Origin of the sequence: Arcanobacterium phocae (genome assembly GCF_900105865.1) — a bacterium.
Classification (GTDB): domain Bacteria; phylum Actinomycetota; class Actinomycetes; order Actinomycetales; family Actinomycetaceae; genus Arcanobacterium; species Arcanobacterium phocae.
This window is the reverse complement of the sequence record NZ_LT629804.1, coordinates 441,446-454,547: the sequence shown is the minus strand read 5'-3', so window position 1 is coordinate 454,547 and position 13,102 is coordinate 441,446. Positions and strand designations below refer to the sequence as shown.

Here is a 13,102-nt window from a genome sequence, read left to right as displayed (position 1 = left end):
CTTGACATATGTGATGTTGGTGATGAAAAATGTGTAGTACGTGAGAAAGGAATCCGCAATGGTGCGTGAAACTCAATATCCGGAAGTAATAACCATGGGACGGTCCGGAGTAGATATATATCCTCTTCAGTCCGGAGTGGGATTAGAAGACGTCGAAACATTTGGCAAATTTCTTGGGGGATCACCAACTAATGTTGCGGTAGCAGCTGCCCGGCTGGGGCATTCCGCAGCTGTGATCTCCGGTGTAGGCGATGATCCTTTTGGAAAGTTCGTTCGTATGGAGATGAATCGTCTAGGCGTATCTGACCAGTTTGTCATTACGACTGAAAACTATAAAACACCGGTAACATTCTGTGAGATATTCCCTCCGGATACATTCCCGTTATATTTCTATCGTGAGCCATCAGCACCAGATCTCCAACTTCGGCCACAAGATGTTCCGGTCGACGCAGTCGCTCATGCAAAGGTATTTTTGGTCTCAGGTACGGGGTTGTCGGACGAACCGTCTCGCTCCGCGCATTGGGAAGCTTTGCGAGCACGTAAAAATACTTCTGGATGGACGATCGCTGATCTTGATTATCGGCCTATGTTCTGGGAAAGTGAAGAAGTTGCACAGCGGGAAATTGGCTCGTTACTCGACTATGTCAATGTTGCTGTCGGAAATAAAGAAGAATGCCGAATTGCTGTTGGTGAAACAGAACCAGATAGAGCTGCAGACGCACTCTTAGAGAGAGGTGTGCAGCTGGCAATTGTTAAGCAAGGTCCAAAAGGCACTCTCGCAAAAACTCGCGATCTTCGTATCGAAGTGCCAGTTACTAAAGTTGACACGCTCAATGGTTTAGGTGCCGGAGATGCTTTTGGTGGTGCCTTGACTCATGCACTAATTGCTGGCTGGGATATTCCGACGGCGATCCATTTTGCGTCGACAGCAGGGGCAATTGTTTCTTCCCGCTTGGAATGCTCTACCGCCATGCCGACGGAAGGCGAAGTTCGTGAATTAATGATCCAGCGTACTGAGACGGCGCCGGTAGTGAAGGAATCGTGATGGTTGCTATTCAAGACATCCTGGATATTAGACTCCATCATCCAGAAGAGATAAAGAAGCGTTTGTCTTCACGAGCTCCAGGACAGTTACCTCAAAATGGTCGGAAGATGATGATCATTGCATGTGATCACCCTGCTCGGGGTGCTTTGGGCGCCGGACAGGATCCGATGTCGATGGCTAATCGTACTGAGCTTCTAGAAAGGTGCATGATAGCTCTGTCTCGGCCAGGCGTTGATGGATTCTTAGGAACTGCTGATTTAGTTGAAGACCTTACGCTTCTAGGAGCGCTTGAAAACAAGCTTGTTTTTGGGTCAATGAACCGGACTGGTCTTCAGGGGGCAAGCTTTGAAATAGATGACCGTTTTGGGTGCTATACGCCAGAAGCGATTGTTGAGGACAATCTAGACGGAGGGAAAACTTTGACTCGCATCTGCTTTGCAGATCCAAGCACTCCACGCACCTTAGCGGCTACTGCACAGGCGGTTAACCAGCTGTCAGTAAATAAAAAAATCGCGATGATAGAGCCATTTGTTTCCAGTTGGAAAGATGGGCAACTTGTTAATGATCTCAGCCCAGAAGCAGTCATTAAGTCGATAACTATTGCATCTGCGCTAGGGTCGACGAGTGCATACACCTGGCTCAAATTGCCGTGTGTCCCACAGATGGAGCGCGTGATGGAAAGTACGACTTTGCCATCGCTGATCTTAGGAGGAGAAGTATCTAAGGATCCAGAAAATACGTTAAATAGTTGGGGTAAAGCAGTTAAATTGCCAAACGTATGTGGTCTTGTAATTGGTCGATCCCTTCTTTTCCCCTCACACGGGGATGTCCAAACAGCAGTCGACAACGCAGTGGAGTTGCTATGAACGACAATGATAAATATGTACTAGAAGCGGGAAGTACTGAAACCGGTAAATTTGACACCTACATTACAGCCGAAAAAGCTGGATGGGATTTTTCGAGTCTACGAATAGCTCGTCTGCAAAAAGGCGAGTCAGTCACTATTGATACTGACGACGACGAAGTTTTAGTCCTGCCGCTCAATGGAAGTGCAGATGTGGTGGTGGCAAATGAAAAGTATTCGCTTGCCGGACGAGAATCTGTATTTACAGCAGTAACTGATTATATCTACATTCCGTGGCATACTAGCTTCACGATAGTTGCCACTGAGTCCGGTCGGTTCGCGGTACCGGGGGCAAAATCAACGAAGGATTTGCCGGTGCGTTATTGTCCTGCAAGTGATGTCCATTCTGGCATCAGAGGTGCAGGCGTGTGTTCGCGTCAAGTTAATAACTATGCACTAGGCAATGACCTTGAAACATCACATCTGCTTGTTACTGAAGTCCTAACTCCTGGAGGAAATTGGTCATCTTATCCACCACATAAGCATGATGAACATTCTGACAATGAGCGGATTTTAGAGGAAATCTACTATTTTGAGTTGCGTCCAGGCGGTCCGGAACAAAGAACTGATGGTTTCGGACTTCAGCGAGTTTACTCTTCGCCCGGAAAAGACATCAACGTATGTACCGAAGTGCGTTCGGGTGACACCGTCGTCGTCCCGCATGGGTATCATGGTCCGTCCGTAGCTGCCCCCGGCCATGATATGTACTATCTCAACGTTATGGCAGGACCTGCAGAGGACTCTGTCTGGATGATGACCGATGATCCAGTCCATACCTGGCAACGTCAAGCCTGGGAAGGGGAGGATATTGATCCCCGACTGCCATTCATGCCTGTAACAGAGGAGAAGCTATGAACAACACCGTACGTCTAACAGTTGGACAAGCAACGATCCGATTTCTAGTTAATCAATACGTAGAAGCTGACGGCGTTGAGGAGCGACTTATTGCCGGTGCCTTCGGTATCTTTGGACACGGAAATGTTGCTGGTCTAGGACAAGCTTTATTACAAAATGAAATTGATCCAGACCCCGATGGCGGTTCGATGCCGTATTACATGCCACGCAACGAACAGGGTATGGTCAATGCTGCTGCCGCCTATGCTAAAGCAAAGAACCGTACGCAGACTTTCATGTGTACTTCTTCCATTGGGCCGGGTGCACTTAATATGGTCACTGGAGCTGCGTTAGCAACCACAAACCGGCTTCCAGTGCTTTTGTTCCCGTCTGATCAGTTCGCCAAGCGTATACCTGATCCGGTTCTGCAACAGATAGAGAATGCGCAAACGCTAGACACGTCTGTCAACGATGCATTCCGGCCCGTATCGGTGTTCTTTGATCGAATTAACCGACCCGAACAGTTGTTACCGTCGTTGATGCAAGCAATGCGCGCACTAACAGATCCGGCAGATACTGGTGCAGTCACGATCGCCATGCCGCAGGATGTGCAGGCTGAGGCATTTGATTTTCCGGAAGCCGCATTTGCTAAGCGGGTGTGGCATATTCGCCGTCCGCCAGCGGAAAAGTCACAGCTAGAGCGTGCGGCTGAATTAATTCGGCATTCGCAGGCTCCGTTGATTATAGCTGGCGGTGGTGTAATCTATTCGAAGGCTTCGGAAGAATTGCGCGAATTTGCAAGACTTACCGGAATTCCAGTTGCTGACACTCAGGCTGGCAAGGGTGCTATCAATTGTGACCACCCGCAAGCTGTTGGTGGAGTTGGATCAACCGGTGGTGATTCAGCAAACCATTTAGCTGATGAAGCTGATCTCGTCATTGGAATTGGTACGCGTTATTCCGATTTCACTACGGCATCGCGAACGCAGTTTAAGAACCCTGCTGTCAAGTTTGTCAACATCAATGTGAAGCCATTTGACGCTGTAAAGAACGGCGCCGAAATGGTTATTGCAGATGCGCGAGAAGCGTTGAGTGGCCTGACTGATTTGCTTGCTGACTATCATGTTTCTACGGAATACGAAAAGCGCATCGCGGAAGAACGGACGGCGTGGCTTAAGGTTGTTGACAGTCTTTACCATATTGGTCATGGCCCATTACCAGCCCAAATTGAAGTATTTGGCGCTCTTAATGAGATGATGAAAGATACTGATGTTCTCATCAATGCTGCCGGATCTATGCCAGGTGACCTACAAGCACTCTGGCAGGCAAAGACGCCAACTCAGTACCATGTTGAATACGCATTCTCGACGATGGGATATGAGATTCCGGCTGGAATTGGTGTCAAAATGGCTTGTCCGGACTCTGAGGTCGTATCGATCGTCGGTGATGGAACGTATCAGATGCTTCCAATGGAGTTAGCAACTGTTGCTCAAGAAGGGCTGAAGGTGATCTATGTTCTGCTAGAGAACCATGGATTTGCTTCTATTGGTGCGCTTTCAGAATCTCGTGGTTCACAGCGTTTCGGTACGCGTTATCGCATGGGTGGCGGCAATCCACATAATCAAGAAGGAGAGCTTATCCCGGTTGATATCGCGAAGAATGCTGAGTCTTGGGGATTAACTGTCTTGCGTGTTTCGTCCATTGATGAGTTCAAGACGGCGTATCGTAAGGCAACCGAAATGACGTCAGCAGTGATGATCTATATTGAGACTGATCTGTATGGGCCAAATCCGCCGTCGTCATCCTACTGGGACGTACCGGTCGCACAAGTTTCACGTCTTGAATCAACCCAGCGTGCATACCAGGAATACTGTGAAGGGGTGAAGCATCAAAGGCATTATTTTTAATCGTTAGTTTCTGCTAAATCTCTTCTCCAAAGAGCACGGAGGCCTGCAAATTCACATTGCAGGCCTCCGTTCAAACAATAAGACTTAATTACGCTTTTAATGTACATACAATTTACTTAAATGTGATATGTTTGTAAACAAATGGTTGATGTACTACATAGGAGTGGTTATGGAAATAGTCAAGCATTGGATCGATGGAAAACTCTATGAAGGTCGATCAAATAGCTACGCAGATATAGATAATCCAGCAACTGGTGAGGTAATTCGTCGAGTTGCGCTAGCTTCGCAAGACGACCTTAACTATGCCGTTGATGTGGCACGAAAAGCGCAGAAAAAGTGGGTGGCGACGTCGCTAGCCAGACGCGTTGAAATTCTGTTTAAAATGCGCCAACTGGTGTTGGACCATCAAGATGAAATTGCGCGTGCAATCGTCGAAGAGCATGGTAAAGATTATTCTGATGCCATCGGTGAAATCCAACGTGGCCGGGAAACACTAGACTTTGCGTGCTCAATAAATACCGCACTCAAAGGGGAATATTCGTATGACGTTTCCCGCGGAGTCGATATCCATACAATCCGGCAGCCACTTGGTGTAGTTGCTGGTGTTTGCCCATTCAATTTCCCAGTCATGGTTCCAATGTGGATGCACCCACTAGCACTAGCCACAGGTAATGCCTTTATTCTCAAACCGGCAACCTCAACTCCTACCGTGTCACTGATTATCGCGCGCCTTTATCAAGAAGCTGGCCTTCCTGATGGACTGTTTAATGTGGTTTCTGGAACGCGTGAAGTGGTTACGCAGATCCTTGAGCATCATGGCATTGATGCCATTTCATTCGTCGGCTCAACACCAGTGGCTCACATTATTCAAGAGGGTGGAATCAAGCATGGTAAGCGAGTACAAGCACTTGGTGGGGCAAACAATCACGCAATCGTCTTGCCTGATGCGGATTTAGACTTTGTAGCTCAGCATATTTCAGCTGCCGCATTCGGCGCTGCCGGCGAACGATGCATGGCGCTACCTGCAGTTATTACAGTGGGCGGTATCGGTGAGAAGCTTGCACTGAAAGTTAAAGAACATGCCGAAAAAATTAAGGTCGGTATGGGTCTTGACGAGGGAGTTCAGATGGGCCCAGTCATTAGCAAGAATGCTAAGGAACGGATCGTCAAACTCATCACGGATGCAGAAAAGCAGGGTGCGAAAGTTGTCCTTGATGGGCGTGACATTAAAGTTTCAGGCTATGAAAACGGATACTTTGTTGGTCCGACGATTCTTACTGACGTTACATATGACATGGACGTTTATAAGCAAGAAATTTTCGGTCCGGTACTGACCATTAACGACGTCGATACCTACGAAGAAGCAATTAATGTTGTCAATGCACAGCCATTCGGGAATGGTTCAGCTATTTTTACTAATGATGGTGGGATGGCGCGCCGCTTCCAGCTTGATGTTGAAGCCGGAATGGTTGGAGTAAATGTTCCAATTCCAACTCCAGTGGCATACTATTCCTTCGGTGGATGGAAAGAATCTCTCCTCGGCGATCATCATATTCATGGCCCAGAGGGCGTGAATTTCTATACTAGGGCAAAAGCAATTACCAGCCGCTGGCCATCAGAACAAACATACTCGGCAACTATGTCATTCCAACGCGAAGAATAAGTAATCTCGCAAATCCTAATTCAGTGTGATGCCCGGAAGCTCGGCTCCCGGGCATCACACTGTTATAGTTCGAAAATTAGTCGCGAATGACCTTCAGTGAGACGTCCTCTGGGTCATCAAATGGGAACATTGGACGGTCAATATGTGAATGGCCAAGGCGCACCAAGTTCTGATCAACTCCGCCCGGGGTGAGAGCTAAAATCCAATCCGCATGGATATCGTGTAAATACGGTTCCAAGTAGCCGATTTTTACAATCACGATATCGGTTTTCTTCGGGTCAAGTCCCAACCGGGCAAACTGCTCGCGCGTCGTGTATTGATTGCGACGGGTAGTGACAATTAGTCGCAAGCCGCCAACGGCTAAGACCGCGGTCAGTAAGCCCTCTGGATCGTCCACCAGATTTTCTACTAGTGCCGTCAGCTCAACTGGCCCGGGTTCGCGGGTATCAACCTTTCCACCAACGTGCACAGTTATCTCCGCGCCGACGCCGGCCTCAGCCGCATGCATTACTGCCACTGGATCGAAAATGGAGGCGAGGATAACTGACACCTCACCGTTGATGACCTCAGCGCGAGACAGTACCTCAGCAAGTGCAACGGTGACGTCGTCGGCTCCGCCAGCCCCTGGGTTGTCTCCCGAATCAGAAATAAAGAACGGGCGCGCATCGGACTTTATTGCCTTATCTAGCGCCACATCGAATTCGTCCGTAGGTGCCACAAACTCAAACTCGTGCCGAGCGTCCCAAGCCGAGCGCGCTAGCCGGGATACGCCGTCGTTAAGAATCTCCTGGTCGTCGCCGTATGCCGCAAAAGCAGCGCAACACCGCGGCTGATCTGCCCATGCAAAACCAATCCAAAAACTCGCGTCGATAACACCATCAGTATGGTCCGCAAACTCGGCCACCGCGTCGTACAACCGTGCCGCAGGCTGCATCCGTGTAGAGGTCTTTTCCCCAGGCAACAAAATCGGGACATGAACGAGGGCTTTCTTTGGCCGGCCCTTCCCCGAACGAACCCGCTCAACTAAAGTGCGTGCTGCGCGTTCGCGGGTCACCCAAGCGTCCTCATGCGGAGCCATTCGATAGCAGGTGAGCATATCAGTTTGGCTAAACAGTTTGCGTGAAACATTGCCATGCAGATCCATGCAGGCTCCCACCAGAATCTCTGATCCTATCGCCATTCGGATCCCATCGATCAGATACCCTTCGGCGTCGTCAAACCCGGGAACGCTCATCGCGCCGTGAATATCGAAGAAAATTGCGTCTAGTGGGCCAGCCTCTGCTAACCGCTCGCAGATTTCGCGCCGCCAGGCTAAAAACGTAGGAGCATCAAGCGGGCCACCCGGTAACGCTGCGGCATGCAAGATTGGCACCCATTCGACGTCGTTCGCCCAAGTACGACGCCCACCCACACCCCATTCCCGGCCGGCCAGATGCTCTGGCACGCGGTCTATTAGTGGAATATCGGCACCTGTGATAAACGGATAGCGCTGTAGTAGCTCCTCCCCACGGCGTACAGTGAAATCTGATTCCACAGACAGGTATGGGGTGAATGTTGACGATTCAATATGAATCCCGCAGATAGCAATACGCATCATTCTAAGCTCCTTTGCTTAATGACTATGACGGTGTGAGGTAGTTTGGGTTTGGCGGGCAAGAACAGCCATCCCAATGAGGGGAGCATCTTGTCCGGAGAGTGAAGTGTCTATGGTGAGGTGTGCGGTTGCCATAGGGAGGCAACGTTGGTAGAGCTCGGAACGGATTCCAGCAATGAGTGTGCGTGTTTGGGAAAGCGAACCTCCGATAATAATTCGTTGAGGATTAAGGAAATTGACTAAGCCAGAAAGAGCCTCGCCAATATAGGCACCAGCATTACGTACTAGAGGTGAAACTGTGTAGTCACCGTTTTGGGTAGCTTCAATAATCTCAGCAACCGTTGTGATGGGCGAGCCGATACTGGCGAGGTGCTGGAGCATGGCAGCACCGGAGGCAACTGTTTCAAGGCATCCAGTATTTCCGCAAGAACAGATCATTGGCTGTGGCGTTTGTACTCGGGTGTGGGTTAATTCGCCCGCAAAACCTTGATATCCGCGGAAAACGATTCCGTCAGCAATCCAACTTGCACCGATACCCGACCCGGCTTTGATGTATATCGAAGATTCGGCTGTTTCGCCACGGCGCGACCATTCGCCGACGGCGGCAGCACGTGCATCATTTTCTATTATTGTTGGGCATCCGGTGGCTTCGTGGAGTAAATCAACGAGGCCAATGTGGTTCCAGCCAGGCATACGTGCAGCAGCAACGATGTGTCCTTGAGAATTAACAGGGCCTGGTACCGCCGCGCCAACGATTTTTGCAGACGCTATCTGTGGATTGTTGCGATGGAGTTCGGTCCAAGCGTTATATAGCGTTGGAATAACCCGTTCTGGGCCATCACTGATCTCTAACGGAACATCAGTTGCTGCAAGAATCTTTCCAGACAGATTAGCGATTCCGATGCGTGCATGGTGTGATCCTAGTTCGACTACGTCAGCAATGTCGTGAAGTGTCGAAATGCGCAGGAGGGCGGCGCGTCGACCACCAGTAGAAGAAGCAAGCGTGAATTCCTCGATATCGTTTCGCTGAAGTAGGCGTCGCACACTGGCGTGAACGGTAGAGCGTGGAAGCCTAGTTTCCTTGATGATATCGGTGCGAGACAATGGCCCGATAGTGAGGGATTCAAGAACGGCAAGGTCGTTTTTGTGAATATCTGCTGTGGACGATATGCGAGGAGAGACCGTCGTATTAAGAGAGATCGTTTCCATGCGTGTTGCCTTTATATCGAGCGGAGTGAGCAACGTGGCCCCAGTTGCTGTTTTCTCTAGTCTAGCCTAAGTGGACAAAGTTTGGGAAAAATTCGAAAAAAGTGAACGAAGTGTGTGAACAAATGGTATTGTGTAGATCACAGGTGGTGGAGTATCCCGCCATGTGTATCTCAACGAGGAGACTGACTATGCGTTCATTCAGCCGTGTAGCTAAAATAGCTGCTTTTACCAGTGCGATGTTGCTGATGGCATCGTGCTCTGGACAACCAACTGCTAACAAACCGTCAGACGGCGGTAGCGCACAGCCCACCGGAGAAATCCAAGAGGGCGGAAACGTCACAGTAGCGTTGCGCACACCTACATGGATATTGCCAATTTCTGCACCTGGAAAAACACAAGGAGAAAATGGCATTTTCATCAACATGCTGTACAAGGGATTCTTCGATTACAAGCTTGACGCAGACAACGAATTCAACCTTGACGAGCGTTCCCTTGCCGAAGAACCAAAGGTATCTGATGATGGTCTAACCTATGAGCTGAAAATGAAGCCATCGAAATGGTCTGATGGGGAAGACATTACCACTCGTGATGTGGAATTCTGGTGGAACATTCTGAACGCGAACAAAGAAGAATGGTCCGGTTATCGCAAGGGAAACTTCCCGGATAACGTTGCTGAATTCAAGATTATTGACGATCACACCGTATCGTTTACAACAACTGAAGTATTCAATCCAGGCTGGTTTGTTGATAATCAGCTAGGTTCAGTTCGCCCGCTGCCACAACACGTGTGGGGTAAAACCTCTGTTGATGGTGAAATTGGCGATTACGATCGTGACGTAGATGGAGCGAAAGCAATTTTCGCCATGCTTACTGAAGCGTCTAAGGATCTGCAATCATATGCAACTAACCCATTGTGGAAAGTTGTTAACGGACCATTCCAGCTAGATTCCTTCGTGCCAAACGGTGAAGTCAAACTGGTTGCCAATAAACAATACACTGGTAGCGATAAGCCAAAGCTTGATTCGGTAACCTTGCGTCCGTTCACATCTGATGATGCCCAGTTTAATGTTCTGCGTTCTGGCGGTATTGACTATGGTTATATCCCAGCTGGATCTATTAATCAACGGTCAACGATTGAATCGCAAGGGTACGTCGTCGAACCTTGGGCGGGATGGTCAATCACCTACATGCCGTTCAACTTCGCCAACCCGAAGTCAGGCCCAATTTTCAAGCAAAAATACGTCCGCCAAGCGATGCAGATGCTAATCGACCAAGAAGCAATCGCTAAAACAGTTTGGGCTGGAACAGCAACCCCGACTTGTGGACCAGTGCCACAAAAGCCAGGGGCAGCTGGATCAACTGAAGGCTGCGCATACAAGTTTGATCCAGCAGGCGCAAAGAAGCTTTTGGAATCGCACGGTTGGAAGATCAATGCCGGCGACGTTTCCATATGTGAAAAGCCAGGTACTGGTGATGAACAATGTGGTGAAGGTGTAGAAAAGGGCGCACAGCTGCAGTTCAAGATGATTTCGCAGTCTGGATTCCCAGCCACAACTCGCATGATGACGGAAATTAACTCCCGCTTCTCGGAGGTTGGCATCAAGCTCGAGATCCAAGAAGTTCCAGATTCGGTAGCAGTTTCGCAAAAGTGTGCACCGGGTGAAGCATGTGATTGGGACTTGTCTTTCTTCGGATCACAATCATCGTGGTACTACCCGGTTTACGCATCAGGAGATCGACTGTTTCAAACGGATGCGCCAGTCAATCTTGGTTCATACTCTAACCCAGAGGCAGACAAGCTGATTGAGGCCACCTTGCGGGCCAAGGACAGCAAAGCATTGAAGGAATACAACGACTTCCTTGCAGAAGATCTACCAGTTTTGTGGATGCCAAATCCAGTAGCGCAAATTTCTGCGTGGAAGAAAGACCTTTACGGAATAGGTCCACAAGATCCAATGCTTGGTATGTTCCCACAAGATTGGGCACATACCAAGTAGCAAAGGGAACCGGGTTAGCGGTGCTCAGAATATAGTTCAATAACTGTCCTGGTTATGAGCATGACATGCCGATTCTATGACGGTGTGCCGCCGCCAACCCGGTTCTTTTGTGAAAGGAGAACACATGGTCCGCTACATTACGCGCAGACTCATGCAATCGCTAGTTGTGGTTGTTCTCGTGACGATCATAACCTTCACGATTTTGCATATGTTGCCCGGGGGAGCGGCTCGCTCAGCTTTGGGCCTGCAAGCCACCCAGGAACAGCTAGATGCTTACGCGCATCAAATGGGATATGACCGACCGCTTTACGAGCAGTACTTTACGTACCTCAACCAGCTGATCCACGGTGAATTGGGTACTTCGTTTGCCTTGAATATGGATGTGTCCGACGCTATCGCACAGCGACTACCAAAAACAATGCTTCTCAGCTTTTGTGGTTTAACGTTGGCGGTGGTGATTGCAATTCCGCTTGGAATGCTACAGGCCTGGAAACGTAACCAATGGCCGGACTATCTCATCACAGCTATCGCGTTGCTGATGTACTCCACTCCACTGTTTTTCATGGGTCTGCTCTTGATTGTGCTGTTCTCGCAAACCTGGCCAATTTTGCCACCCGAAGCACCTCAGGGATTTACCGTCTCTGAAATGCTGTCCCAATGGCAAGGGCTGATTTTGCCGTCGATCACGTTAGCGATTGTTTCGTTAGCGGCCTATACACGTTATATTCGTTCATCGATGGTGGACAATCTAGAAGAAAACTATATCCGGACTGCTCGAGCTAAAGGATTGTCTGAATCCCGGGTAGTTATTAAACACGCGATGCGCAACTCCTTATTCCCAGTTATCACTTTGCTTGGAATGTCACTTCCGGCACTATTTTCTGGAGGGCTCGTGGTGGAGTCACTTTTTAACTATCCGGGAATGGGATTGATGTATTGGCAGGCGGCCCAGGGACGTGACTATCCAATCTTGTTGGCCGTAACCACAATTATTTCGATAGCAACTGTGATTGGTGCTCTCTTAGCAGACATCATGTACGCAGTGGCTGATCCGAGAGTGCGCTATGGGGGAGGTGATGCGTGATGAGCGTTAAGAAACGCAACAGCTTATTCCGACAAGGAGCTGAGGTCTTTGTTTCGAATCGATTGGCCGTTGTAGGATTGTCAATTCTTATCGCATTTACGCTGTTTTCTTTTGTGGGCCCATATATCTGGGTAACTGAGCAGCAATACTCATCTTTATCGGATGCTTACTTACCGATTTCTGGCGAGCATCCGTTAGGAACTGATGGAGTTGGTTTCGATCAGGTAGGCCGGTTAATGGAAGGTGGCCAAACGTCGATTATTATCGGTTTAGCTGCGGGTATTTTGGCGACGACGATTGGCACAATTTGGGGCGCAATTGCGGGCTTCGTTGGTGGCTGGGTTGATTCAGCAATGATGCGAATCGTGGATGCAATGATGGCAGTTCCAGCATTGTTCCTCTTTATTTTGATTGCGTCTGTCATCACCCCTAATGTTCCATTATTGGTATTAACAATTGGTGCGTTCGCCTGGTTGAATCCGGCTCGTTTAATTCGTGGCGAATCCTTGGCTTTGCGATCTCGCGAATATATTACGGCGATGCGAGGCATGGGTGGTTCTCCGATGCGTGCTGTGCGGACCCACATTGTGCGTAATGCTATTGGAACGGTCATTGTTAATGCGACTTTCCAGGTTGCTGACGCGATTTTATATGTCGCTTACTTATCATTCTTAGGGCTTGGAGTTCCACCGCCGGCAGCCAACTGGGGAGGCATGCTGTCCACCGGTATGAACGAGGTTTACAACGGGCACTGGTGGTTGTTGTATCCGCCCGGAATCATGATCATTTTGCTGGTTGTGGCTTTCAATTTTGTTGGTGACGGTTTGCGTGATGCGTTCGAAGTTCGGCTTCGGACCCGTTAGGA

Annotated in this window: 10 protein-coding genes; 8 read left to right on the top strand and 2 right to left on the bottom strand. The window is 49.2% G+C overall.

Annotated elements, in window-relative coordinates:
- The first annotated feature begins 58 nt into the window (after positions 1 to 58).
- From iolC to BLT51_RS01965, 5 genes are all read left to right on the top strand, one after another.
- Positions 59 to 1,045, top strand: a complete 987-nt coding sequence (iolC, locus tag BLT51_RS01985; RefSeq protein WP_091279273.1) for a 5-dehydro-2-deoxygluconokinase — start codon at positions 59 to 61, stop codon at positions 1,043 to 1,045.
- Positions 1,045 to 1,911, top strand: coding sequence for a Cgl0159 family (beta/alpha)8-fold protein (locus BLT51_RS01980; protein ID WP_091279270.1), 867 nt, complete (start codon positions 1,045 to 1,047; stop codon positions 1,909 to 1,911). Before iolC ends, BLT51_RS01980 begins: the two co-directional genes overlap by 1 nt.
- Positions 1,908 to 2,804: a 5-deoxy-glucuronate isomerase gene (iolB, locus tag BLT51_RS01975; protein ID WP_091279267.1), complete on the top strand. Its 897-nt coding sequence runs from the start codon at positions 1,908 to 1,910 to the stop codon at positions 2,802 to 2,804. The genes BLT51_RS01980 and iolB overlap by 4 nt, the downstream gene beginning before the upstream one ends.
- Entirely contained in the window at positions 2,801 to 4,690 is a 1,890-nt protein-coding gene (gene iolD, locus BLT51_RS01970) for a 3D-(3,5/4)-trihydroxycyclohexane-1,2-dione acylhydrolase (decyclizing) (protein ID WP_091279263.1), read from the top strand. Before iolB ends, iolD begins: the two co-directional genes overlap by 4 nt.
- Before the next feature lie 169 nt (positions 4,691 to 4,859).
- Positions 4,860 to 6,353, top strand: a complete 1,494-nt coding sequence (locus tag BLT51_RS01965) for a CoA-acylating methylmalonate-semialdehyde dehydrogenase (protein ID WP_091279260.1) — start codon at positions 4,860 to 4,862, stop codon at positions 6,351 to 6,353.
- Between the two features lie 76 nt (positions 6,354 to 6,429).
- Here the strand turns inward: BLT51_RS01965 and BLT51_RS01960 are convergent, their stop codons facing one another.
- Positions 6,430 to 7,947 (bottom strand): M81 family metallopeptidase, encoded by a 1,518-nt coding sequence (locus tag BLT51_RS01960; protein WP_091282486.1) that lies wholly within the window; start codon positions 7,945 to 7,947, stop codon positions 6,430 to 6,432.
- An 18-nt stretch (positions 7,948 to 7,965) separates the two neighbouring features.
- Positions 7,966 to 9,156, bottom strand: coding sequence for an ROK family transcriptional regulator (locus tag BLT51_RS01955; protein WP_091279257.1), 1,191 nt, complete (start codon positions 9,154 to 9,156; stop codon positions 7,966 to 7,968).
- 188 nt (positions 9,157 to 9,344) lie between these two features.
- Between BLT51_RS01955 and BLT51_RS01950 the strand changes: the two genes are divergently transcribed.
- The 3 genes from BLT51_RS01950 to BLT51_RS01940 all read left to right on the top strand — a co-directional run bounded on the left by BLT51_RS01950 (position 9,345) and on the right by BLT51_RS01940 (position 13,100).
- The gene (locus BLT51_RS01950) at positions 9,345 to 11,153 is read left to right on the top strand and encodes a peptide ABC transporter substrate-binding protein (protein WP_091279254.1); all 1,809 of its coding nucleotides are present in this window, start codon (positions 9,345 to 9,347) and stop codon (positions 11,151 to 11,153) included.
- A gap of 124 nt (positions 11,154 to 11,277) precedes the next feature.
- Positions 11,278 to 12,237, top strand: coding sequence for an ABC transporter permease (locus BLT51_RS01945; RefSeq protein ID WP_091279252.1), 960 nt, complete (start codon positions 11,278 to 11,280; stop codon positions 12,235 to 12,237).
- On the top strand, positions 12,237 to 13,100 hold the full coding sequence (locus BLT51_RS01940) for an ABC transporter permease (RefSeq protein WP_091279249.1): 864 nt from the start codon (positions 12,237 to 12,239) through the stop codon (positions 13,098 to 13,100). The genes BLT51_RS01945 and BLT51_RS01940 overlap by 1 nt, the downstream gene beginning before the upstream one ends.
- The last annotated feature ends 2 nt before the right edge of the window (positions 13,101 to 13,102 follow it).